The sequence below is a fragment of the uncultured Desulfovibrio sp. genome, assembly GCF_944324505.1.
Lineage (GTDB): Bacteria > Desulfobacterota > Desulfovibrionia > Desulfovibrionales > Desulfovibrionaceae > Desulfovibrio.
This window is the reverse complement of the sequence record NZ_CALUWO010000010.1, coordinates 1-24,978: the sequence shown is the minus strand read 5'-3', so window position 1 is coordinate 24,978 and position 24,978 is coordinate 1. Positions and strand designations below refer to the sequence as shown.

Below are 24,978 nucleotides of genomic sequence, written 5' to 3'. Positions count from 1 at the left end.
TCAGCAGTTGCTCTTCACGCAGGGATTTTCAAGACGAAGCCTCTCCACTTCGGCACAGGGAATGGGATAGTCCCCGTTGAAGCAGGCCAGGCAGTAACTGTCGGAATGCATGACTGACCGCAGCAGGCCGTCGATGGACAGATAATGCAGGGAATCCACATCCAGTTCCTTCACGATGTCCTCAAGGCTCATGCCGGCAGCCACCAGCTCCGAACGCGAGGGAAAGTCGATGCCGTAGAAGCAGGGAAACTTCACCGGCGGAGAGCTGATGCGGATGTGGACTTCCTTGGCGCCCAGCTCGCGCAGTTTCTTGACGCGGGTGCGCATGGTGGTGCCGCGCACGATGGAATCATCCACAATGCAGATGCGCTTGCCCTCGATCATGGAACGCACGGGATTGATCTTCACACGCACGCCGAAGTTGCGCATGCTCTGAGTGGGCTGGATGAAGGTACGCCCCACATAGTGATTGCGGATCATGGCATGCTCGTAGGGCAGTTCGGCACACTGGGCAAAGCCCACGGCCGAATAGACGCCCGAATCCGGAAACGGCATGATGAAGTCCACATCGGGTGTGGATTCGTGCGCCAGCTGCCAGCCCATCTGCTTGCGGCACTGATAGACCTGCTCGCCGAAAACAAAGGAATCCGGACGGGCAAAGTAGACCAGCTCAAAGATGCACTGGCGCGGCTTTTCCGGAAACGGTCCGTGCAGGCGCAGGCTGCGTTCGCCGTTTTCGTCCACCACATAGACTTCGCCGGCGGCGATGGGGCGTTCGTAATCCGCTTCCAGCAGATCAAAGGCGCAGGTTTCGGACGCAAAAACCGGGCTGTTGTCCAGACGGCCCAGGGCCAGGGGGTGCATGCCGTGCGGATCGCGCACGGCAACCAGCGTATTGCCGCACATGACCAGCAGGCAGTAGGCGCCGCGCACCCGCGCACAGGTGTCACGCACGGCATCCACCAGATTCTTGGTGCGCAGGGCGCGCACCAGCAGGTGCACAAAGACTTCGGTATCATTGGTGGTGCTGAAAATGGCCCCGTCGCTTTCCAGTTCCTCGCGCAGCTCCACCGTATTTACCAGATTGCCGTTGTGGGCCACGGCAATGTCCTGCCCGCGAAAATGGGCCACAAAGGGCTGGGCATTGCGCATCTGCGAACGCCCCGTGGTGGAATAGCGCACATGGCCGATGGCCACGTCCCCTTCCAGGTCCCTGAGCACGGATTCCGAGAACACATCGGGAACCAGGCCCATGCCCTTGTAGTCATGCAGGGTGCTGCCGTCCCAGGTCACTATGCCCGCGCTTTCCTGGCCGCGATGCTGCTGGGCATACAGGCCGAAATAGGTAAGTCGGGCCGCATCCTCATGCCCGTAAATGCCGAAAAGACCACATTCGTGACGAATCATCCGTTATCCTCTTTTCCCCCGGCCCAAGACGGTCCGGCCCGCTGCAAGGGCACAAGGGGTTCAGTTTTCGTCAAGGCGCATGCGCCACGTCACAGCGCGGCAACGGCCTCTAGGCCTATACGACGGGCGGCCCGTCGTCAACGTGCCGCCCGCTCTTTCTGCCGGCAGCTCAGTTGCCGGACGGGGTTTGATCAGGGGTCTGCGCTTCTGCCGGGCTGCTCTCCGGCGTCTGGACCGCCGTGTCCTCGTCATCACTGTCCAGACGATGGCCACTCTGCCCGCCTTCGTCCAGACGGTCAAAGCCCACCACGCGGGCGCCCTCATCCAGACGCACCAGCATGACGCCCATGGTGGCCCGGCCCTTGCTGCGCACGTCATCCACGCCGATGCGCACAATCTTGTTGGCCGAGGTCAGCATGATGAGGCCGTCATTGTCCCGCACGGGCATGGCACCCACCACGGGACCGGTCTTGGCCGTCACCTTGAAGTTGATGATGCCCTTTCCGCCCCGGGTCTGCATGCGGTACAGGTCCACGCGGGTGCGCTTGCCGTAGCCATTGGCGGATATGGACATGATTTCCGTTGTCTGATCATATTCCTTGAGCATGACACCGGCCACCACCACATCCTGACGACGCAGGGCAATGCCCTTGACGCCCGTGGCGCCCCGGCCCATGGGCCGTACATCCCGGCAGCTGAACCGAATGGCATAGCCCTCTGCCGTGGCCAGCACCACGTGGCTGTCGTCGCGGATGGGACGCACCACCACCAGTTCGTCATCCTCGCGCAGGCCCACGGCAATGAGACCGCTTTTGCGGCAGCGCGCATAGAGCGATGCCGAAGAGCGCTTGACCATGCCCCGCCGCGTCACAAAGAGGAAATACTTGTCCTCCGCAAATTCGCGCAGGGCCAGCACCGTGGTCACCCATTCGCCTTCTTCCATGGGCAGCAGGTTGTTTATGTGCACGCCCTTGGCCGTGCGGCTGCCTTCGGGCACCTGATGCACCTTGAGCTGGTGCATGCGGCCCCTGTTGGTAAAGAGGCAGAGGTACTGATGATTGGTGGTGGTCAAGAAGTCCTGCACATAATCGTCTTCCGAGGTGTGCAGGGCCGCAATGCCCTTGCCGCCGCGCTTCTGCTGCTGGTAGTTTTCCAGATTGGTACGCTTGATGTAGCCACGACGGGACAGGGTGATGACCACCTCGTCATCGGGAATGAGGTCCTCGATCTCGATGCCGGTAAGGGCCTCGGCCAGCACTTCGGTACGGCGGGGCGTGGCATAGGTATCGCGGATTTCGGCGATTTCGCGCTTGAGTTCCCCGCGCAGGACCTCGGTATTTTCCAGCACGGAATGGTAGAATTCGATCTTTTGCAGCAGGTCGCGGTATTCGGCCAGCAGTTCCTCGCGCTGGAGACCAGTGAGGCGCTGCAGGCGCATGTCCAGAATGGCCCTGGCCTGAATTTCGGAAAGCTCGAAACGGGCCATGAGGCCGGTGCGGGCCTCGTCCGGACTGGCAGAAGCCCGGATAAGGGCCACCACCTCGTCAATATGGTCAATGGCAATGCGCAGGCCCTCCAGAATGTGGGCGCGGGCCTCGGCCCTGGCCAGATCGTGCCGCGTGCGGCGGATGACCACCTCGCGGCGATGATCCACAAAGCAGGTGAGGGCCGTGCGCAGATTGAGCAGCACGGGCCGGTTGTCCACCACGGCCAGCATATTGATGCCAAAGCTGGATTCCAGCGGCGTGTACTTGTACAGGGCATTGATGACAATGTCCGGTATGGTGCCGCGCTTGAGGTCAATGACCACGCGGATGCCCTTGCGGTCCGATTCGTCCCGCAGGTCGGCAATGCCGTCTATCTTGTGGTCATTGATGAGGGCCGCAATCTTTTCCACCAGCACGGACTTGTTGAGGCCAAAGGGAATTTCGCGGATGACCACGGCCTGAAGGCCCTTTTTGCGCTCCTCCACCTCCACGCGGCCGCGCACCTTCACGGTACCGCGCCCGGTGTGGTAGGCATCGTACAGCCCCTTGCCGGCATAGACAAAGCCGCGCGTGGGGAAGTCCGGTCCCTTGACCACCTCCATGAGGTCATCCACGCTGGCCTGCGGATTGTCCAGCAGCATCTGCAGGGCATCGCACAGTTCCCCGAGATTGTGCGGCGGAATATTGGTGGCCATGCCCACGGCAATGCCCGACGAGCCGTTGAGCAGCAGATTGGGCACCTTGGTGGGCAGAACCGACGGTTCCTGAAGGGTATTGTCGTAATTGGGGCGGAAATCCACGGTGTCCTTGTCCAGATCACCCAGAAATTCCCCTGCCAGGCGGGACATGCGCACTTCGGTATACCGCATGGCTGCCGGCGAGTCGCCGTCTATGGAACCGAAGTTGCCCTGCCCGTCCACCAGCGGATCGCGCATGGAAAAATCCTGCGCCATGCGCACCAGGGCATCATAGACGGCCGAATCGCCATGCGGATGATATTTACCGATGACGTCACCCACAATGCGGGCGGACTTCTTGTGCGGCCTGTTATAGGTATTGGCCAGCTCGGACTGCGCAAAGAGGATGCGCCTGTGCACGGGCTTCAGGCCGTCGCGGGCATCGGGAATGGCACGCCCGATGATGACCGACAGCGAATACTCCAGATAGGATTTGCGCAGTTCCCGCTCGATATCGATTTTGGCTTGTTCAGACACGTTTGCCTCGTTGATGAAGTATCAGGGGCCTGTGGCCCGTCACATGATGGCGTTCCCGCATGATGGCGTTCCCGAAGGACGCAGCCCTGTCAGGCCGCTGCGGCACCCCGCCTGCTGACAGGGGAACAGGCAGAAGCCGCCCAGGCAGCCGGCACAGCGCGGCACGCATGGTCCGTGCCGCGGCTCTCCGGGCCGCCGCGGACATGCCTAGATATCCAGGTCCTGCACGCTCAGGGCATTGCGCTCGATGAATTCCCGGCGCGGCCCCACACGATCTCCCATGAGTTCCTCGAAGGCATCCGACGCCTCGTTGGCATCTTCCACCGAAACCTGGAACAGCACGCGGTTTTCGGGATTCATGGTGGTTACCCAGAGCTGTTCGGGGTTCATTTCGCCCAGGCCCTTGTACCGCTGGATGTTGATGCCGCGCCGGGCCTCGTCCAGCGTCATCTGCATGAGGCTGAAGATGCTGTCGGCCTTGGCTTCGCCATCCCGGCGGCGCAGGGTAAAGCTGAAGCCGCCGCATTCCGTACGCAGGGCGTCAAAGAGCTGCCAGCTCTGCCGGTAGAGCCGGGAGGCAAAGAATTCCATGCCCCGCCGGGTATGGTGACTGCCCGTGCTCTCGAAAACGGCAAAGACACGTTCTTCCCCTTCCTCGCTGGCTTCCCGTTCCAGGGTCAGCAGATAGCCATGCCCGTTGAGCCATTGCAGCAGGTCCTCGCTGCCGGACTGCACCAGCTCCGCGTCCACGGGGCGGTCATACATGACCAGCGCCAGGAAGAGGTCGCGCGGCATGCCGGTATTTTCCGCATCGTTCACCCGGACTTCCAGCTTTTCGATGCGGCGCATGAGGTCCAGCAGGTCCTGACCGGTATAGCTTCGGCCGTTCTCCGCCACGATGGTCACATCCTCGCTCACGCGATGCAGCAGAAAGTCATTGAGTTCCGCATCATCCTTGATGAACTTTTCAAAGCGGGCATTGTGCGCCCGGTAAAGGGGCGGCTGGGCAATGTAGACATAACCCTTTTCCACCATTTCCTGATACTGGCGGAAAAAGAAGGTCAGCAGCAGGGTGCGGATATGGGCGCCATCCACGTCAGCATCGGTCATGATGATGATCTTGTGGTAGCGCAGCTTGTCCAGGTCCGTATCTTCGGCGCCGATGCCCGCGCCCATGGCCGTGATGAGGTTCTTGACCTCCTTGTTGGCCAGCATCTTGTCAAAGCGGGTGCGCTCCGTATTGAGAATCTTGCCCCGCAGGGGCAGAATGGCCTGATTGCGGGGATTGCGCCCCTGCTTGGCCGAACCGCCTGCCGAGTCCCCTTCCACGATGAACAGTTCCGACTCCGCAGGGTCCTTGCTCTGGCAGTCAGCCAGCTTGCCGGGCAGGGCATTGTCCGACAGCGCCCCCTTGCGCCGCACCAGTTCCTTGGCGCGCCGGGCAGCGTCGCGGGCGCGGGCCGCATCCATGGCCTTTTCTACAATGGTGCGGATATCCTTGGGATTTTCCTCGAAATATTCATTGAGCTTGTCGTAGACAATGCCGGCCACCAGGCCGGCCACCTCGCTGTTTCCCAGCTTGGTCTTGGTCTGGCCCTCGAACTGCGGCTGCGGCAGCTTGACGCTCACAATGGCCGTCAGCCCCTCGCGCACATCGTCCCCGGAGAGCACCGTTCCCTTGAGCTTCTTGAGAATATCCGGCTGGTTCTTCACATAGCCGTTGATGGCGCGGGTCAGCGCCGTCCGGAAGCCCACCAGATGGGTTCCCCCTTCTGCCGTGCGGATATTGTTGGCAAAGGTATGGATGTTTTCCTTGTAGGCGGCCGTGTACTGCATGGCAAAGTCCACGGTCACATTGTCCTGCACGCCTTCGCAGTCAATGACCGGATGCAGGGGCGTTTCCCCCTCGTTGAGGTCCATGACAAACTGACGGATGCCTCCGTCGGCGAGGAACACATGCTTCTGTCCCGTGCGCTCGTCAATGCACTCGATGGTCAGACCGCGGTTGAGGTAAGCCAGCTCCTCGAAGCGCTTTTTCAGCGTGTCATAGGAGAATTCCAGAACCTCGAAAATTTCCTCGTCCGGCTTGAAGGTCACGGTCGTGCCGTGCCCTTCCACATGGGTACCGATGACCTGCAATTCGTCCTGGGGCACGCCGCGGGCATAGTGCTGGCGGTAGCGCTTGCCGTCGCGGCGCACCGTGACGGTGAGCGATTCGGAAAGGGCATTGACGCAGGAAACCCCCACGCCGTGCAGGCCGCCGGAAACCTTGTAGCTGTTATTGTCAAACTTGCCGCCGGCATGCAGCTTGGTCATGACCACCTGAACGGCGGGCACCCCTTCCTTGGGGTGAATGTCCACCGGAATGCCGCGCCCGTCATCACGCACGGTGACGGAATTGTCGGCATGCAGGATGACGGTGATATGCGTGCAGAAGCCGGCCATGGCTTCGTCGATGGAATTGTCCACCACTTCATACACCAGGTGGTGCAGGCCGCGCGCATCGGTGGAACCAATGTACATGGCCGGGCGCTTCCGCACGGCGGAAAGTCCCTCAAGAATGGTGATGGAGGCGGCATTGTAACTGCCGGCGGCATTGTCAGGAGCCATTAAACGTCTTCCTCGCTGTAATAGGTCGTTTCGGAAACCTTCATGGGCATGATGATGACCGTATAATCGGGATCGTCACTGCCGCGGATGCCGCACGGTCCCTCGGCGCCGGTCAGCGTCAGATCAACCGAGGCGGACACAAAATGCCCCAGCACTTCCATGAGGTTGCGCGTGGGGAAGGCAATGCGGCGGATGCTGCCATCATACGTTACTTCCAGATTCTCGCTTGCCGATCCCGTATCCTGCCCCTGGGCAGAAAGCTGGGCTTCCTGCGCCGAAAGGTCCAGATAGGTGCAGCGGTCGCTTTCGGTATTGAAGATGAGAATGCGGCCCAGGGCATCCATGGCTTCCCGACGGTCCACCGTCAGGCGGCTTGCACCCTCCCCTTCCAGGCGGCTCATGAAGACATTGTAGTCGGGATACTGATGCCCGGCACGGGGCAGGCTCAGGCTTTCGGCGCCGTTGAGCGTGCGCAGGTACAGGCGCTTGTCCGTGATGTTCAGTTCGATCTCGTCCACGCCCAGCCACTTCTTGAGGTCCTGGAGGTACTTTTTCTGGATGAGCACGCCGTCCTGGGGCAGCCGGGCGGCCAGCTCGTCATGCACAAAGGACACCAGGGCAAACTGATGGCCGTTGAGACCGCAGACATCAATACGCCCGTTGCCCGTGGGCTTCATGTACAGGCAGGCAATGGCGTCCATGGCGTCATCATCGCTGATGCAGAACACCACCCTGTCCAGCAGGTCCTGCAAGAAATCGCCGGACCAGGTGACGGCCTCACCTTCGGGAAAGGCCGAAAAATTCTGAAACCATTCCTCGCCATTGACGGGCAGCTTGTAGCTGCGGCGTCCCTGTTCCAGCAGCAGGGTATGGCTTTCCGCATCCAGGGTCAGCTGCAGGGGGCCGGCCGGCAGCTGCCGGACAAGGTCCACAAAGGCCCGCCCCTGCACGCCGATGAGGCCCGTTTCCTGCACTTCTGCCGGATAGCGTCCCGTAAATTCGATATTGGCATCCGTGGCCATGACGGAAAGGCTGCCGGCATCGGCCCGCAGCCAGATGGAACGCAGATAGGCCGCCCCTGCCTTGGCGGGAATGATGGCCGCGGCCTTTTGCAGGCCATCGATGATCTGCTCTTTCATTACAGAGAGTTTCATAAAGAAAATCCTTGTGGTAATACGTTGGGCTTTTATGTTACCAATCCGGCCAAGGCTTTGATTTTCATGATTTTTTTACTGACATTTCCCGCCCGTTATCAGGAACGGATGGCACATGCTCCGGGCCGCATGGCTGCGGGCATGTTCCTTAGGGAAGAGTATTTTCCAGTCGTGTCACCAGATGTTGCACATCTTTGTTGCTAACCAGCATTTTGCGAATCTTTTTAACCGCATGGATGACCGTACTGTGGTCTCTTCCGCCAAAGACGCGCCCCAGTTCCGGATAGGAAAGTCCCAGGCGGCGACGGCAGAGATACATGGCAATCTGCCGGGCCAGAACCAGCTGCGGGCGCCGCCCGGTGCCCAGCATTTCTTCCGGCGGCAGGGCATAATGCCGGGCCACCTCTTCCAGAATTTCGCGATGCCCGGCAGCGGGGCGGGTGCCCCCGGTGCGGGCGATATTTTCCAGGTCCGTCCGGGTCAGGGCCGTCTTTTTCAGATGGGCAAAGGCGCTGACCTTGCGCAGCATACCCTGAAGCAGGCGCAGCTGCGGACACTGCCGGGCCAGAAAGAGCTGATCCTCGCGGGGCAGCGTCAGTCCGTGCTGCCGGCAGAAGGCCTGCAAATAGCGCAGGCGCACATCCAGGTCCGGTTCCAGCAGTTCTGTCACCAGACCGTTTTCCAGGCGTCCCAGCAGGCGGGGCGACAGCTGGCGCAGCAGCCGTGCCGTGCCGGACAGGGCCAGCACGCACTGCCGGTCCGGGGGGCAGCTGTCCAGCAGCAGAAGCAGATGATGTTGCCATTCCGCTTCTTCCAGAATGTCCTGCATGTCATCAAGCAGCAGCGCATCGCAGTGCTGCCAGAAAAGTTCCGGGTGCTGTGCCCAGGCGGCGGCGTGGCGGCAGAAGCGGGCCGCCGGAGCCACGCGCACACGCCAGCCCCGGCGCTGGAGCTGCTGCGCCAGCGCCTGAAGCAGATGGGTCTTGCCCGTGCCGCTGCGGCCATAGAGCACCAGCGGACTGTAGGCCCCGCCGGGGGCCGATGTGGCAATACGTTGCACCGCCGCCAGGGGAAAGGCATTCTTGGCATTGCAGAGGAACGTTTCCAGTTCCGGGCCATTGCCTGTGCCGTTGTCCGCAGCGGCGGCATGGGACGGCGCCGGGCTGGCGCACGCAGGCTCCTGCTGCGGCGGAAGCGGGGTGCCGCCCAACGGCGCCGCCGGCACCTCGGCCCCGGAGGGCGTGCCCACCTGATAGCGGATGGCCGTCAGTTCCGGCAGGCAGGCCGCAAGGGCCGCTTCAAAGGCCGTTTTGTGCGGTGCAAAAAAGCGGGCATAGAGAGCGTGCGGAAAGGTTACCAGCAGGCAGGCATCTTCCTGGCGCAGGTCAAGGCCGTGCAGCCAGGGGCGCGGCACGCCTGGTTCCGATTTTTCCAGCACTCTGTCCACATCCTGCCGCAATAGCATGGCGAACTGAGAAACATCCCTGCCGTTCACGCCGTTCCACCCTTGAGTGCGCCTGTCTCCCGCGCACGCGAACAAAGAACTAATGTACCCTATTTATGGGTATGAAACAAGCCTGTGCCGCTTGCCTTTCCCGGTGCCTGGGGGCCGCGCCCGGGCCGGGAAAGGGCGGATGCCCCGCCCGGGCCGAGGCTGGACAAGGCGCGTCGGGGCAGGTTATAGGCTGCACTGGAGAGTTACGCCGCACATGAAACGCCTCTGCATTCTTCTTGTCGTCCTTGGGGCTATCCTTGCCGTCCTGATGCTGGGCAGCCGGCAGCTGGGTATTCCCCGTGGCGGACAGGAGCCTGCCCCTGTTGCGCAGGAACAGACAGACCACAGCGCCGTTTCTTCCGATACGGCAGCGGTGGAGCCTGGCGCTGACGACATGGCTCCGGCGGCCACAGAGGCCACGGAGGACGTGCCGTTTGCGGCAGATGAGGACGGCGGGACGGAAGATGCCGGCGACGGGGCAGACAGCAGCCTGCTCCCGGAGGACCTGGCGGACGGCCTGCCCGATGAAGCGGTGGTGCACGGCACGGTGGAAAAGGGGGATACCCTCAGTTCCGTGCTGGAAGGGGCCGGCGGGCAGCGCACCCTGCACTATGCCGACGCCGTGAAGCAGGTCTTTTCCCTGCGGGCCTTCCGCACCGGCCAGCCCTATGTGGTGGTGACGGACAGAAGCAGCGGCCAGGTCAAGCGCTTTGAATACGAAATCGACAATAACCGCCGCCTGGTGGTGGAAGGCATGGAAGACCCCGTTGCCCGGGTGGAGGCCATCGAATACACCCTGCTGCTGTCCGTGGTGGAAGCCGAAATAAGCGACAATCTCTTTCAGGCCGTGGCGGATGTGGGCGAAGGGCCGCAGCTGGCCATCCGCCTGGCGGAACTCTTTGGTTCGGAAATCAATTTTCTGCGGGACATTCAGCCGGGCGACAGCTTCAGCGTGCTGGTGGAAAAGCGTTATCGCGATGGCGAAGACAAGGGCTACGGGCGTATCCTGGCCGCCACCTTCACCAATCAGGGCAAGCTGTACGAGGCCTTTCTCTTCCGTGACGGCCGGGGAAAGGCACAGTACTACAACCGCAAGGGCGAAAACCTGCGCAAAACCCTGCTTCAGGCCCCGCTTTCCTTTACGCGCATCACTTCCCGCTTTACCAACAGCCGCCGGCATCCCATTCTGGGCTACAGCCGGCCCCATCTGGGGGTGGACTATGGCGCGCCCACGGGCACGCCTGTGAAGGCCGTGGGCGACGGGGTGGTCATCAAGCGCGGCTGGGGAGGCGGCTATGGCAACCAGATCGTCATTCGCCACACGGCCGGGCTGGAATCCTGGTATGCCCATCTTTCCGGCTATGCCCGCGGTCTTCGAACGGGGCAGCGCGTGCGGCAGGGGCAGGTCATCGGCTTTGTGGGCAGCACCGGTCTGTCCACCGGGCCGCATCTGGACTTCCGCATTCGCCAGAACGGCAAATTCGTCAATCCGGTCAAGGCCATCAATCCGCGCGGCAAGGCCGTTTCTGCCTCGTCCATGAAGCGCTTTCGGGAAACCGTGGCGCTGGAAACAGCCTTTCTTGCAGGGGAAAAATCCCTGGCCGACTATGCCAGCGACAGCATTGTCCCCCCCGATCAGCTGGAAGAACTGCGCTCCGATTCCGAAGCGGAAGAGCGCCCCGCACGCCGCAAGGGACGCTAGGCACCATCCCGCACAGCATGACGCCATGAGGGCGGAAAATGCCCCTGAGCCGTGGCTCGGGCCGGCTGCGCCAGCAAGGCGCTCTCCGCCGGACTGACGGCCCTTTCCGGCGCGCGTTTCGGGAAAGATGCGCTGCGGCCGGGGCCGCTTTGCTGCGCCGGGAGCATGGCCCGACAGCGGGCAGGGATGACCTGGAGCGCAACGCGCCACAGCCACGAAATTCCTGTGCGCGCACGGCGTGCGCGGCTTTCCCCTGCCTCCCCTGATGGCAGACAAAATGAACGGATGTCATGAACAATGGCATCCGTTTTTTTTGTGCCTGCTGTTCCGGCCGGGACGGCAAGGGCAGGGCATGAGGGCGGGCTGCCTTGTGCGTTCTTGTGCGTCCTTATCCCGCCGTGTTGTGCCTTGTTTGCTTTTGTCCGGTTCCGTGCTGCGGACTGCTGTTGCCGTACTGGCCGCCGGCCTGCCGGGCGGAGACGCTGCGGGCATGGGGCGATGACGCGGCACGGCCGTCGGGGCATGCCGTACTCTTCGCGCCGTTCATGACAGGAATATGCCGTAATAGTATGTTCCTTTCTTTGTTACTCTTCTGAAATACCTTACTTTTTTCGTGTTCCGTAGTTGTTGGTAACCAGGGCTATTTCCTGTTCTTTCTCTGTTCCTTTTGGGGGAGGCGGCGCTGGTGCTTCTGTGTTGCCAATGCTGGATGTTGCTTTGTCATCATATGCGCTAGCATCATGATTTTTTTGAAAAAAAAGCGAACAGACAAGGAACGGGCCACCGGGACCGTACAGAAAACATGCCGTGCAAAAGCAGGTGTTTTCTTTGTTCGTAAGTAGGATAATATAGAGAAATAAAAAGATTTTTTTTGGCGTAGCATGATGCTTTGTTGTGCCGTGTCTGTTCCTTGTGCTGGCTGCGCGGTTTTCCGGCCAGAGCTGGAGGCGTCGTGTGCTTGGCGGGAGCCGCCGCGGGATGTTCCTTTTGTGGCTGTTATGATTGTTCCTTACGCTGGTATCATATTGATTTTATAGTGTATTTTTGGAGGCCATCTTCTTCGGGAACAAGGCTTTTTCCTTGTGCGGCAGTCACAGTTGGCGACAAAAGAAACTTTTTCTGCCGCTGTCGTGTGTGCATACTGGTAATTTTTCTGCTATCCCTATGAAATAGCATGAAAAATTTTCTTACAACGCGGTGTATTTCCTGTTACCTGCCTGTATGGCCCCTCGTTGTTCTGCGTATGCCTTGGCGCTGGGTGTGCCTGCTGTGTGCGTAACGTGCGCATCAGGCAGATGGGGCGGTGCTGTTGCCGTGGCGAAACTGGGAGGGATGGGGATGCTGCGGGCGCAGCCGGGCACGCTGCGCAGTTGCCCGGCGCATGACGGCCAGGCAGGGAAGAAGGGAACGAGGCAGAGAGCCTTGCCCGGCAAACGGACAGCATGGCCGCTGCCCAGGAAAGGGGGCGCGCCCGGCCTGCTGCCCGGCCCCTGACCGGCCCGTTGAAAGGACAGCGCCCCGGAAGGGAAAAGGCTCCCTCCCCTGCGCCTGGCGGCCTGTCTGCCGGAGCGGCCTTTGCCTTCCGGCGTCCGGCGCTGTGCCCGTGGACCTGAAAGGGCACTATGCTGGCCATGCTGTCAGCCAGACAGCGTATTGCTGTTTCCTTTATTCTTTTTCCGAATTTGGCTACTCTGCTTGTTATGCTTCCCTGCCTGTTCCGGCAGGCCAACGTCAGCAGTATGCAGGAGCAGCCCATCCATGATTACGGGTGCCGTCAAAAATAAGGTTGATAAAATCTGGCTGGACATCTTTTCCGCAGGTCTGGCCAATCCGCTTACGGTCATTGAACAGCTGACCTATCTCCTGTTCATCCGCGCGCTGGATGCCAAAGAGCTGGAGAACGAGCGATACGAAGCGCTCGGCATTCCCGTGAAGAAAATCTTTCCGCAGACGCCTGCCGGTCAGGCCATGCGCTGGAGCAGGTTCAAGAACAGTGAGGCGCGCCAGATGTTCGACATGGTTTCCCAGCGCGTCTTTCCGGCCATCAAGGGCATGAAGGGCGGAAAACTTCCGGACTTTGACGAAGAGCGCGGCGTCTTTCTTCCCTTGCCTGACAGTGACGACACCAGCATGCAGACGGCCTTTGCCCGCTTTATGAAGGATGCCGTCTTTCTCATGCCCACGCCGCAGGTGCTGCAAAAGGTGGTTACCGGTCTGGATGAACTGTATGAGCACGATATAGCCGGCCTCGACATGCAGGGTGACCTCTACGAATACATGCTTGGCAAGCTCTCCACCGCGGGCCGCAACGGGCAGTTTCGCACGCCCAGGCACATCCGCGACATGATGGTCGCCCTGCTGCGCCCCACGCCCGACGACATCATCTGTGATCCGGCCTGCGGCACAGCGGGATTTCTCATTTCTGCCGCCGAATACATCCGCGCGCATTATGAAAACAGCATGACCGCGACGCAGTGGGAACATTTTGCCGGACCTGCCTTTACCGGCTACGATACTGACCCCACCATGCTGCGCATTTCGGCCATGAACCTCATGCTTCACGCCATCCATCACCCGGATGTCCGCTACCGGGACAGCGTGTCCAAGGAAAACACCGTGCAAGCCGCGTTCACCATGTGCCTGGCAAATCCGCCTTTCAAGGGCAGCATCGACGCCGAAAGCATCAGCGATTCCCTGAAAGCCGTGACCAATACCAAGAAGACGGAGCTGCTTTTTCTGGCGCTCTTCCTGCGTATGCTGAAAAAGGGCGGGCAATGCGCCTGCATCGTGCCTGACGGGGTGCTCTTTGGCAGCAGTCGGGCGCATCAGGCCATACGGCGGGAACTGGTGGAGCAGCATCAGCTGCGGGCCGTCATTTCCATGCCCTCCGGCGTGTTCAAGCCCTATGCCGGTGTGTCCACCGCAGTGCTTGTCTTTACGAAAACCGGCTCAGGAGGCACAGGCAATGTCTGGTTCTACGACATGCAGGCCGACGGCTTTTCGCTGGACGACAAGCGCACACCCGTGGCGCAGAACGACATTCCCGACATCCTTGCCCGCTTTGCCGACCTGGAAAAGGAAAAGGACCGCGCCCGCACGGAACAGTCCTTTTTTGTGCCAAAAGAAGAAATCGTGGCCAACGGCTATGACCTTTCCCTCAACAAGTACAAGCAGGTGGAATATACCCCGGTGGACTATCCCCCCACGCAGCAGCTCATGACCGAACTGCACGAACTGGAAAGGCAGATTGCCGCAGGGCTGGCCGAACTGGAGGGGATGCTGTGATGGTGAAACTTGGAGATATTTGCCGCTTTCAGTCTGGGGGAACGCCATCGAAAAATATTTCCTCTTATTATGGAGGAAATATTCCTTGGATTACCACTATTGCACTTAATGGATCAACTATTTCAGAAAAAGATGCTATCGCATGGATTACGTCTACAGCTATAAAAGAAACTGCTGCAAAAATAGTTCCGGCTCAATCTATATTAGTGGGAACCCGTGTCGGTATCGGGAAAATTGCAATAAATACAACACCAATATCGACTAATCAGGACATTCTTGCATTAATAGATATAGATGAAAATACATGGAACAAAAAATATTTAGTACATGCCATATCAACAAAAAAAACATATTTAAATGATGTTTCCAGAGGATCTACAATTAAAGGAATCAAAAAAGAAATTTTAGAAAATCTAGAAATAAAAAAATTTTCTTTAATAGAACAACAAAAAATTTCAAATATCTTAGACAAAGTAAATGCTCTATACTTTATTCGAAAACAGCAGCTCTCCAAACTCGACCAGCTCGTCAAATCCCGATTTGTCGAGATGTTTGGAGACCCTATTCGCAATGAAAAGAATTGGCCTTTGGTCTTGTTAGGTGAAGTTGCACAAATTTTTATTGGCCCATTTGGCACATTACTTCATAAGGAAGATTATATTTATGGCGGCCATGCTCTTATTAATCCATCACACATAGTCGAAGGGAAAATTTACCCGGATAATAATTTTACGATTTCAGAAGAAAAATATATTGAACTTAAAGCCTACCATCTTCAAAAAGACGATATTATTCTTGGTAGAAGAGGAGAAATGGGACGTTGTGCTGTTGCTGAGTGTTCGGGCTTAATTTGTGGAACTGGAAGTATAATTGTTCGTCCATATAAAAAAATGAAGTCATATTTTATACAAAGCATTTTATCTTCTCCTGGTTATAGAAAACTTATCGAAGATAAAGCTGTTGGTGTCACGATGCTTAATTTAAATGTAAACATTGTTTCAAACATAAAAGTCCCCTTATTACCTATAACTATGCAAGAAAATTTTATTAATTTTCTACATAAGATTGACAAAGCAAAATCATCCATAAAACAAAGCCTTGAAACACTGGAAACGCTGAAAAAATCCCTGATGCAGGAGTATTTTGGCTAAAGGAGTTCCTGTATGCCCAACTTCGACTTTCTCAACGGCCGCAAGGAGTTCTCCCTGTTTGCCGCTGCCGCTGTGGAGGCGGAACAGGTCTTTGCCACGTCGCCGGCCATGTGCGTCATCGGCTGCCGCAAGGCTCTGGAACTGGCCGTGAAGTGGGTCTATGCCGTCGACAAGAGCATACAGGCTCCCTATAAGGACAATCTCTCTGCGCTCATCCACGAGCACTCTTTCAAAAAACAGCTCCCGCCAGCCTTGTTCAATGGCATCACAGGCATTGTCCTGTTCGGCAACATGGCCGTGCATACCGGCAGGACCGTTCCCCCTGCCTTTGCCGTGCAGGCATTGAAAAGCCTCTTTGCGTTCATTCAATGGGTTGATTACGCCTATGGCCAGGACTATCAGGCCCGCACCTTTGACGAACAGCTGATTCCCAGGGAGCACGTCAGCCTCCACAGGCAGAAAATCCGGGAGCAGGAAAGCCTGCTGGGCGAAAAAGAGGCAGAGATTGCACGACTCCGCCAGCAGCTTGCCACCTTGGCGGACACATATACCGGCAAGAAGAAAGACAACCGCCAGCACCGCACCTTCAGCGTAGACGACCTTTCCGAATTCAGGACCCGAAAACTCTATATCGATGCCATGCTCCTGAGCATGGACTGGGAGCTGGAAGGGCCGCACAGCGATGTGGCGCAGGAATACGAAGTGGACGGCATGGCCGGCGTTCCGGGTCAGAAGGGCTATGTGGATTATGTGCTCTGGGGCAGGGACGGCAAGCCGCTTGCCGTGGTGGAAGCCAAAAAGGCCAGCAAGGACCCCAATACCGGAAGAACGCAGGCCCGGCTCTATGCCGACTGCCTCCAACGCCGTTTCGGGCAGCGCCCCGTCATGTTTACCACCAACGGCTTTGATACCTTTTTCTGGGATGATGCCGATGGTCCCCAGCGCCAGGTCAGCGGCATTTTCAGCAAGGCCGATCTGGAAAAAATCATGGAGCGCCGCACGGCCAGAAAGCCGCTGGCAGGCATCGGCATCAGCAGCCGCATCACCGACCGTTACTACCAGCAGGCGGCCATCCGCGCCGTATGCGAGGAAATCAGCCGCGGCGTGCGCAAGCACCTGCTCGTCATGGCTACCGGCACCGGCAAAACCAGAACCGCCGCCAGTCTGGTTGATGTGCTGAGCCGGGGCCACCATATCACCAACGTGCTCTTTCTGGCGGACAGAACGGCGCTGGTTTCGCAGGCAAAGGATGACTTCAAAACCTATTTGCCGGACATGTCGCTCTGTAATCTGTGTTCCAGCAAGGATGATGCTTCCGCACGCATCGTTTTTTCCACCTACCCCACCATCATGAACGCCATCGACCGCGCCACAGACGCCAACGGCGGCATGCTGTTTACCCCCGCGCACTTTGATCTCATCATCATTGACGAGAGCCACCGCAGCATCTTCAAAAAATACCGGGCCATTTTCGCCTACTTTGATGCCATCCTTCTCGGCCTGACCGCCACGCCGAAAACCGAGGTGGCCAGAAATACCTATGAATTCTTTGAGCTGGAAAACGGCGTTCCCACCTATGCCTATGACTACGAAACCGCCGTGCAGCAGGATCACGTTCTGGTGCCATACTACAATTACGAGGTCACAACAAAATTCCTTTCAGAGGGCATCAGCTACGATGAACTTTCCGCTGAAGACAAGGAACGGTACGAAGACGACTTTACCGAAGACGGCGTTATGCCGGATTTTGTCCCCTCGCAGGCGCTGAACGACTTTGTGTTCAATCAGAAAACCGTGGACATCGTGCTTCAGGACCTCATGGAGCGCGGCATAAAGGTAAATGGCGGAGAACGCATCGGCAAAACCATCATTTTTGCCCAGAACAAGAAGCATGCCGAATTCATTCTGGAGCGCTTCAATGCCCTGTATCCTGAGCACCGCGGCACCTGGGCCAGCCGCGTCATCTGCGACGACAGCTATGCCCAGACCGTCATCGACAATTTCAAGGTGGCCGACAAAACGCCGTATATCGTGGTTTCGGTGGACATGATGGATACCGGCATCGATGTGCCGGAATGTGTGAATCTTGTCTTCTTCAAAAAGGTCCGCTCCAAAACCAAGTTCTGGCAGATGATAGGGCGCGGCACGCGCCTCTGCCCGGAGCTGCTGTGCACCGACAGCAGCGAAGGCAGGGAATATGCCGGCAAAAAGCGTTTTCTCATCTTCGATTACTGCGGCAATTTCGAATTTTTTCGCCAGGCCACAAACATCATGGAAGGCGAAGCGCCGGCCTCGCTCTCGGAAAGGATATTCACAAAATGTCTCCGCCTGATGGCGGCATTGCAGGACGGCGCACAGTCCGACAACGCCGGCCAGCTCTTGCGCAACGCATTGGCGGAAGGCTGCTGCCGCCAGATTGCCGCCCTCAATACGGACCTTTTTCATGTGCGGCTTGCCCTGAAGTATGTGGAAAAATTCAAGCGCCCGGAAGCCTTTGCCCACCTTTCCGATCTGGACCAGCAGGAACTGGCGGAACACCTGGCCCCGCTGGTGCATTATGATGACCCCGATGCCATGGCACTGCGTTTTGATAATTTTATCTACGGCTTCATGCTGGACGTTCTGGAGCAGCGCTCGCGGAGCAGGCACGATCTGGCGCAACTTGTCAATACGGCCAGACTGCTTGAAAAAAAGTCCGGCATACCGCAGGTGGCGGAAAAACTGCCGCTGATCCGGCAGATAGGCGACCCCGAATGCTGGAAAACTGTGGACATCCACAAACTGGAGCATATCCGGCAGGAACTGCGCGCCCTCATCTGCTTTCTGGATGAAGGCAGCAAACGCAAGGACATCATCACCATTCTTACCGACCCCGTGCTGCAATCGTCCGGGGGAACGCCCCTGCCTGCCGAAGACCCCTTTGCCAGCTACAGGATGAAGGTTAACCGCTACATCGAGGAACACAGAAACTCTCTGGCCATCTATAACCTTACGCACAACATCCCCCTGACCAGAAAGGACTATGAGGAACTCGAACGTGTCTTCACGCAGGAACTCGGCAGCAAGGACGATTACGAAAAAACCTTCGGCAGCACGCCCTTCGGCCTGCTGATACGCAAGATTGCCAAAATGGATCATGAGGCCGCGCTTGCCGCATTTGCGGAATTCATCAACGATCAGTCGCTGAACTCCCGCCAGATAGCATTTGTCAAGAAGGTCATCATGCACATCGAACAGAACGGCTATATGGAAGATATTTCCATGCTGACAAAGGCGCCATTTGATAAACCGGCAAAACTGCTTGATTTTGACCAGATACGTCAGAAGAAACTGCTTGCCGCTATCCAGTCTGTACGAGATAATGCGCTGGTGATGTAGAGCGTTTTCCCTTTGAAAAGGGAAAAGGCGAGGCAGAGACATAACGCCGCCCGTCCCCGGAGGGAATTGGCGCATTTGATGGTATTTGACAGGCCCCTGGAAACAGGATGGCCGAATACATGCTGCTTACCCCGCAGATACCCGTCATTCTTGATGGATCAAGCATCCCCGCTTCTGCTCTGCGGGGAATCGACATCATGAGTATGAACGAAAGGAGCGACGCATGCGTATCTATTATCCCGCAAAAGGAGTGCGCGGAAAGCCCTATCACAGCGACATCATAAACAAAGACCTGTTCACCTTCTTTCAGGGGAAACGCTCGCACACCATTCCCTCTGAAGCAACGCTGCTTGCTGTCGGCGCCTTTCCAAAGTGCGACATAGATATGGGGGAAAATACGGATTCCGAATATGTGTGCGATAAAGGAACCTTCTATATTCCCAAAAGCATCTGTATGGGCGAAGTCGTCGCATCCGGCTGGGCCTTTGACTATTACTTTGTGGTGCTTTGCGGCGATGAGGTGGAACTGCGCTATCTGCGCTGGGACAGGACGTGGCATGAGACGGTGGGACGGGATACCGAAGTCACTGATCCCGCCATCATAGCAAAAATGGAGCGCACGCTGGTGATGTTCAAGGACGCGAACAAGCCCGTTATACCGGAGTCCGTGCCCATATCGCGTCAGGCCCTGCTTGCCTTCTTTACCCTGATCGGCGTAACCGATGCCGAAGAGCTGGCGGACAAAATCCACGATGCAGCCACAAAGCCGACAGAATGCGCCGCGCTCTGTGAAGAGTTCGACTACCAGGACGACCCCGAAACCGGCTGGCATTTCACGTTGATGCGTCTGGCCCTGAGAGACCGGAACCGCCTGGACTGGGTGGACTGGAAGGAAGCACCGGCAGAAGTTTTTGCCTCCCTGTGTGCGCTTCTGCCGCCAGGGGCAAAGGAATACCTGCCCCCCTGCGACGATGAAAACGCGTATGACGAAAACGCCTATCCCGAAGATGTGCTCCGTGATTGCAATGCCGTTTTGCATGAGCGCTATGGCCTGACGATTCTGCTGTGGGATGAAGGCGGCGACGAATACATGTTTTTTGTTGTGCCGCTTGACAAGGTAAAGGAAGCGTTTACGGCAGCCTCCGAGCTGAACATTACCCTGCAACGTGTTGAGGATTTGTGTAAAGAGTAAACAGCGGCAACAATCGAGAATTTCGGGGAAAGGCCCCCCTTGGCTGGCGCGCAAGGGGGAGTCTTCCCCCGGCGCGTTTTTTCAGACGGATGCAGGAGCATGCAGCAGCCCATGAGAGCGTTCTGGCTTTGCAAAAGGTAAAACGCGAGGCGCCCAGCCCGCCCGGTTCAAAGTGAGCGGAAAAAAACGCGGATTTTCCGCGAAACGACAGGCCGTATGCTTTGAAACACAAGGCGTTTCAAACGAAAAATGCTCCAGGACGGCTGAAAAACTCCGCCAACAAAAAAAGGCTTACGACGTACATCGTAAGCCTTTGATGTTTTCTGGTTGCGGGGGCAGGATTTGAACCTACGACCTTCGGGTTATGAGCCCTTTTTGACAGAATTTGAAAGAGTTAGACGCAGATGGATAGACTTTGATTTATTTTTATTTTCAATAAGTTATCAAAAAATAAGACTTTGCCGCGCATTGACCTGAATGGTTAGAAATTGACGGCGTGGTTAGAAATAGGTTAGAAAAATTTTGCCGGTTAAAACCTGCTCCCGCGTATGAACCACAACCCAAGGCAGTTCATGGCTACCCAAAAACGGCGATACCACCCCAAGAAGTGGGCTGGCGTTTATGTATACGAAACGTCAGAAATGTATAATGGCGCGCCTGACCTGTGTTTCTACATCACGTTTAAATCCGGCCGCCGCCTCATTTGGGAAAAGGTAGGCAAAATTTCCGAAGGATACGGGCCGGACGTGGCGGCGGAAATTCGCGCTGATCGAATAAAGGCCATCAGACATGGCGAAGAAGTCAAAACCGCCAAAGAACTCCGCCGCGAACAGGCGGAGAAAGACAAGCCCTTTGCCGAAATTGCGGATGCATATTTTGACATCAAGGGGCCGACCCTCAAAGGGCTGACCACGGATCGCAACCGTTACCTCAAACACCTCAAACCGCTGTTCGGCAAGCGAAGCGTCTCGGAAATCACGCCCCAGATGGTGGAAGAGCTGCGCAAATCCCTGAGCGAACGCAAACCGGCCACACTCTGGAATGCCCTTGAGCTTCTGCGGCGCATCATTAACTTTGGCGTCAAGACCAACCGCTGCCCCAATCTTGCCTTTCAGATCGAAATGCCCGTCAAGGACAATGAGGTTATTGAGCATCTGACGCCGGAAGAAACTCGCCGCTTTCTGGATTGCGCCCGCACATGGCCAGCCCGCGATGTGGGCAATATGCTCTTGCTGGCCTTTTTTACCGGTATGCGGCGCGGGGAGATGTTCAAGCTGCAAGATGAGGACGTGGCCTTTGACCTCAAGCTCATTCGTTTGCGCGATCCCAAGGGCAGAAAGACCCTCTCCATCGGCATGAGTTCTCTGGTGGAAGAACTGTTGCAAGAACAAATGGCTTGGCGTGACGAGCATTTCCCCGGCAGCCCCTATGTTTTTCCCGGCAAAAACGGCGAGATGCGCAAAGACTGCACAGCGGTTGACCGCTTCCGCAAGGCGGCGGGCCTGCCGCCCAAGTTCCGGCCCTTCCACGGGCTGCGGCATCACTTTGCCGTAAGCCTCGCCAACAGCGGCAAATTCAGCATGGACATGATCTCGGAAATGCTGACACACAAAAATGTGGATTTCACCAAAAAGAAGTATGCCCAATTCCTGCCGGAGACCTTGGCCGCTGCCAGCAACGCGGCGGCGGACATTCTCTCCGGCCAACGGTAGCTTTTGCGGCTGTTCCGATTATCGTGTACACATGGTGAGGAAAAAGATAGTATTGTAAGGAGCAGGCATGGCATTCACACTTCAAACGCTCAGGGAACAGGCCGCCGCAGGCGAGGACAGCACACGCCAGTTCAAGTCCCGAATCGACAATGCGGATTCTCTGGCTGCGGAAATGGCCGCCTTCGCCAATGCCAACGGCGGCGTCATATTTATCGGCGTGCAGGATGATGGAACACTGTCCGGCATAACATCCCGAGAATTGCATGATGCGAACCAGTTGATCGGCAACGCCGCCAGCCAGCATGTCCGCAGCCCGCTTGTGGTGCAGACGCAGAACATTCTTCTTGAAAATGGAAATGTGGTTATCGCCCTGACCGTTCCTGCGGGAATGGACAAACCCTACTTTGACAGGAAAGGCGTTATCTGGCTGAAAGCCGGGGCGGACAAGCGACGTATCAATTCAAAAGAGGAACTGCGCCGTCTTTTTCAGTATACCAGCCAATTCCATGCCGATGAATTGCCCACAAAGGCGGGCATTAACAAACTGGACAAGCTGCTGTTCCGGGATTTTTTGAAAAAGCGGTATGACAGTGACTTCCCGGATATCCACGCAGAACAACTGCGCCTGCTGCAAAATCTGAACCTCGCCGCTGGCGATGGAAATCTCAATCTGGCCGGAGTGCTGCTTTTTGCCGAACAGCCGGAGCTGATTTTTCCGCAGTTCGTGGCAAAAGGCGTCCGCTTTCCGGGAATTGCCGTTCATGCCGACAGCTACGATGACACCGAAGATTTTGAAGGCCCGTTGAGCAGACTTTTCAAGGATGCCCTGGCTTTTGTCATGCGCAACCTGCACAAGGTACAGGGCAAGAATGGCGTCAACTCACCGGGTACGCCGGAAATACCGGAACAGGTTTTTGAGGAACTGCTGGTCAACGCCCTTGTACACAGGGATTATCTTGTCAGCGCGCCCATCCGCATTTTCATTTTTGATGACCGCGTGGAAATCATCAGCCCCGGCACGTTGCCGAACAATCTGACCATAGCCAATATCAAAGCCGGCAATTCCAATATCCGCAACCCCATCCTGATTTCTTACGCCGCCAAGGGGCTTTTGCCCTACCACGGCATCGGCTCCGGCATTCTGCGCGCTCTTAAGGCATGGCCGGATATTGATTTTGAAGACGATCGGGAGAGTTCGCTGTTCAAGGCCATTGTACGCAGAACCCACCGGCCTGCGGAAAACACTGGGGTACTTGCACCAGAACTTGCATCAAAAACACAAAATTTGCACCAGAAACAAGGGCTTTCTGATGCAACTCTGCGCGATATTGCACCGGAAATTGCACCAGAACTTTTTGCGCTCCTTGAGCATATCTCCGCCAATCCGCGCATAACCACAACCGAACTCGCTACTGTTCTAAACGTGAGCCGACGCACGATTCTTTACAGAACAACCATGCTCAAGAAAAAGGGCATCTTGCGCCGCATCGGTCCCAGCAAGGGCGGACAATGGGAGATTCTCCCATGAAGTTTGTTCCCAACGGTTCGATTATCAAATTTCTGCTGATTGCTGTTCTGGGCTGTGGCCTTGCCTTTCTCATGGCATGGCTGACAACCATGTTTACCGTTATTAAAATTACGCAAGGCGTTTCACTTGCAGGAGTAGCGCTGATACTGCTCTGGTGCGTCGTGATCGGCGGGGCCGCTGTTTGGAGCATCTGCGCCTTTTGTGCGCTTTATGTGGGAACATGGCGCAAACATCACGTTGATCACGCAATCCGTCTGAGTGAAGCCATGCTCATGCTGCATGCTTCCACGAACCATGAACAGTTGGAAGCGCTTCGCCATTATCGTATCCGGGTGTTCAAAAGTCATGAAGCAATCCCGGCGGGAGGAAAACTCGGCGTGGATTGCCGCGAAGTTTCCAACTTTCTTTCTCCCATGCTCTTTGGGTTCAATAAGTTTTTTGCTCTCGGCTCGCCCGAATATTGTTGCGATGCCACACAACTTTCCGCGATTGTGGAGGAAAATCAGACGCGCTGGTGTGGCGAAAGCAGTGTAGCTCCAAGCTGTGATGCCGCAAAACTCAACAGGGAGATTGAAGAGCTGAAAAAGAAATACAAGGAAATGACGGAGAAATATACCAGCGCAGCGGGACGAGAAGGCAAATTAAAAAACGAAATTGAACAAATGGAAGCACATATACACATTCTTGTCACATTAGCAAATAAGGTTACCAGAGAATTCACCCACCCACTCGCCAAACACGAAATCACGCGCCAATACAAGGAAATTGGTAAGACGTTGGGGGTTGAAAACGCTCCGGGCAATTACATAGAAATTTTTCGCAGGGCAATGCCGAAAGAGTATATCAACCACGGCGGAGCGCCTATTCAAAATCCCTGAAAGGCAAGAAACCTGACCTGCTCAGGTTCGCAACCCTCAACTTGTCCCCGTTATAACATAGTAAAATAACATAAAAATTATCAACCTCCCTTTCTTAGGTCTAAGAAAGGGAGGTTTTGTTTCGCCTTTGCTAACACCCCGTCTGTTCAGCGTTTTCCTCTGGGCATAGGGTGTGTTCTCTCCAGATGCTTCTGGATGGATTCACACACTTCAGCCTGAATACAGGGAGATGCTGATGGCGACCAAAAAATTATCACCACAAGAAGTTGCCGACATGTACGGCGTGAAGACATGCACACTGGCCCGCTGGCGCTGTAAAAAAGTTGGCCCGCGCTACGCCAAGCTCGGCAGCCGTGTCATGTACGACATAGAAGACCTTGAAGACTGGTTTGCGTCACGCTGCGTCCACACCAGAGATTCCGCCCCTCAATTGAGGAAGCGATAATGAGCGCCGACATTCTGCACAGTTTTGCCGAGTGTCTGCGTGCAGCGGGGCTGGAGATCGAGGTCGTGCAGGCCGACGGCCTCCTGCACCGCTGTGGCACAGCGGACCGGCCCCATCGCAAGGACGGCGCGTACAAGGCGTTTCTGGATACTCCGGCCTCTATCTGGTGGAAAAACTGGCGCACCGGCGATGAAGGTACATGGACATACAAGCCAGAAAAAGAACTGACCGCCGCCGAACGGGATGCCCTGCGTGAACGCATCCGGGCCATCAAAGCGCACAAGGAAACCGAGCAGAACCGCCGCTGGCAGGCCGCCGCCAAACTGGCCGCGAGCATCTG

Annotated in this window: 14 protein-coding genes and 1 pseudogene; 10 read left to right on the top strand and 5 right to left on the bottom strand. The window is 57.0% G+C overall.

Features of this window, described 5'->3' with window-relative positions:
- The 5 genes from purF to Q0J57_RS09395 form a co-directional block, all read right to left on the bottom strand.
- Window positions 1-1,407: an amidophosphoribosyltransferase gene (gene purF / locus Q0J57_RS09415; RefSeq protein ID WP_297219591.1), complete on the bottom strand. Its 1,407-nt coding sequence runs from the start codon at window positions 1,405-1,407 to the stop codon at window positions 1-3.
- Window positions 1,408-1,576: 169 nt separating this feature from the next.
- Complete coding sequence (gene gyrA / locus Q0J57_RS09410; RefSeq protein WP_297219589.1) at window positions 1,577-4,108, bottom strand: DNA gyrase subunit A; 2,532 nt, start codon at window positions 4,106-4,108, stop codon at window positions 1,577-1,579.
- Window positions 4,109-4,315: 207 nt separating this feature from the next.
- The gene (gene gyrB / locus Q0J57_RS09405) at window positions 4,316-6,718 is read right to left on the bottom strand and encodes a DNA topoisomerase (ATP-hydrolyzing) subunit B (protein ID WP_297219587.1); all 2,403 of its coding nucleotides are present in this window, start codon (window positions 6,716-6,718) and stop codon (window positions 4,316-4,318) included.
- Window positions 6,718-7,872, bottom strand: coding sequence for a DNA polymerase III subunit beta (dnaN, locus tag Q0J57_RS09400; protein ID WP_297219585.1), 1,155 nt, complete (start codon window positions 7,870-7,872; stop codon window positions 6,718-6,720). Before dnaN ends, gyrB begins: the two co-directional genes overlap by 1 nt.
- Window positions 7,873-8,020: 148 nt before the next feature.
- The gene (locus tag Q0J57_RS09395; protein ID WP_297219583.1) at window positions 8,021-9,337 is read right to left on the bottom strand and encodes a DnaA/Hda family protein; all 1,317 of its coding nucleotides are present in this window, start codon (window positions 9,335-9,337) and stop codon (window positions 8,021-8,023) included.
- Between the two features lie 244 nt (window positions 9,338-9,581).
- Between Q0J57_RS09395 and Q0J57_RS09390 the strand changes: the two genes are divergently transcribed.
- The 10 genes and pseudogenes from Q0J57_RS09390 to Q0J57_RS09345 form a co-directional block, all read left to right on the top strand.
- On the top strand, window positions 9,582-11,069 hold the full coding sequence (locus Q0J57_RS09390) for a M23 family metallopeptidase (RefSeq protein ID WP_297219581.1): 1,488 nt from the start codon (window positions 9,582-9,584) through the stop codon (window positions 11,067-11,069).
- Between the two features lie 1,758 nt (window positions 11,070-12,827).
- Entirely contained in the window at window positions 12,828-14,354 is a 1,527-nt protein-coding gene (locus tag Q0J57_RS09385) for a class I SAM-dependent DNA methyltransferase (protein ID WP_297219579.1), read from the top strand.
- Window positions 14,354-15,505, top strand: coding sequence for a restriction endonuclease subunit S (locus Q0J57_RS09380; RefSeq protein ID WP_297219673.1), 1,152 nt, complete (start codon window positions 14,354-14,356; stop codon window positions 15,503-15,505). The genes Q0J57_RS09385 and Q0J57_RS09380 overlap by 1 nt, the downstream gene beginning before the upstream one ends.
- Before the next feature lie 12 nt (window positions 15,506-15,517).
- Window positions 15,518-18,883, top strand: a complete 3,366-nt coding sequence (locus tag Q0J57_RS09375; protein WP_297219577.1) for a DEAD/DEAH box helicase family protein — start codon at window positions 15,518-15,520, stop codon at window positions 18,881-18,883.
- Window positions 18,884-19,106: 223 nt separating this feature from the next.
- Window positions 19,107-20,075 (top strand): hypothetical protein, encoded by a 969-nt coding sequence (locus Q0J57_RS09370; RefSeq protein ID WP_297219576.1) that lies wholly within the window; start codon window positions 19,107-19,109, stop codon window positions 20,073-20,075.
- A 572-nt stretch (window positions 20,076-20,647) separates the two neighbouring features.
- On the top strand, window positions 20,648-21,787 hold the full coding sequence (locus Q0J57_RS09365; protein WP_297219573.1) for a site-specific integrase: 1,140 nt from the start codon (window positions 20,648-20,650) through the stop codon (window positions 21,785-21,787).
- Between the two features lie 67 nt (window positions 21,788-21,854).
- Entirely contained in the window at window positions 21,855-23,315 is a 1,461-nt protein-coding gene (locus Q0J57_RS09360) for an RNA-binding domain-containing protein (RefSeq protein ID WP_297219571.1), read from the top strand.
- Complete coding sequence (locus Q0J57_RS09355; RefSeq protein ID WP_297219570.1) at window positions 23,312-24,193, top strand: hypothetical protein; 882 nt, start codon at window positions 23,312-23,314, stop codon at window positions 24,191-24,193. Before Q0J57_RS09360 ends, Q0J57_RS09355 begins: the two co-directional genes overlap by 4 nt.
- A gap of 235 nt (window positions 24,194-24,428) precedes the next feature.
- On the top strand, window positions 24,429-24,638 hold the full coding sequence (locus Q0J57_RS09350; protein WP_072335615.1) for a helix-turn-helix domain-containing protein: 210 nt from the start codon (window positions 24,429-24,431) through the stop codon (window positions 24,636-24,638).
- Window positions 24,638-24,978 (top strand): annotated as a pseudogene (locus Q0J57_RS09345) (hypothetical protein); the annotation flags it as partial. The gene Q0J57_RS09350 and the pseudogene Q0J57_RS09345, both read left to right, overlap by 1 nt.

Coding starts and splice junctions, on each gene's coding strand:
- gyrB (WP_297219587.1), bottom strand. CDS start 6,718: ATGGCTCCTGACAATGCCGCCGGCAGTTACAATGCCGCCTCCATCACC.
- Q0J57_RS09390 (WP_297219581.1), top strand. CDS start 9,582: ATGAAACGCCTCTGCATTCTTCTTGTCGTCCTTGGGGCTATCCTTGCC.
- dnaN (WP_297219585.1), bottom strand. CDS start 7,872: ATGAAACTCTCTGTAATGAAAGAGCAGATCATCGATGGCCTGCAAAAG.
- Q0J57_RS09355 (WP_297219570.1), top strand. CDS start 23,312: ATGAAGTTTGTTCCCAACGGTTCGATTATCAAATTTCTGCTGATTGCT.
- Q0J57_RS09395 (WP_297219583.1), bottom strand. CDS start 9,337: ATGCTATTGCGGCAGGATGTGGACAGAGTGCTGGAAAAATCGGAACCA.
- Q0J57_RS09365 (WP_297219573.1), top strand. CDS start 20,648: ATGGCTACCCAAAAACGGCGATACCACCCCAAGAAGTGGGCTGGCGTT.
- Q0J57_RS09380 (WP_297219673.1), top strand. CDS start 14,354: ATGGTGAAACTTGGAGATATTTGCCGCTTTCAGTCTGGGGGAACGCCA.
- Q0J57_RS09375 (WP_297219577.1), top strand. CDS start 15,518: ATGCCCAACTTCGACTTTCTCAACGGCCGCAAGGAGTTCTCCCTGTTT.
- Q0J57_RS09360 (WP_297219571.1), top strand. CDS start 21,855: ATGGCATTCACACTTCAAACGCTCAGGGAACAGGCCGCCGCAGGCGAG.
- purF (WP_297219591.1), bottom strand. CDS start 1,407: ATGATTCGTCACGAATGTGGTCTTTTCGGCATTTACGGGCATGAGGAT.
- Q0J57_RS09385 (WP_297219579.1), top strand. CDS start 12,828: ATGATTACGGGTGCCGTCAAAAATAAGGTTGATAAAATCTGGCTGGAC.
- Q0J57_RS09370 (WP_297219576.1), top strand. CDS start 19,107: ATGCGTATCTATTATCCCGCAAAAGGAGTGCGCGGAAAGCCCTATCAC.
- Q0J57_RS09350 (WP_072335615.1), top strand. CDS start 24,429: ATGGCGACCAAAAAATTATCACCACAAGAAGTTGCCGACATGTACGGC.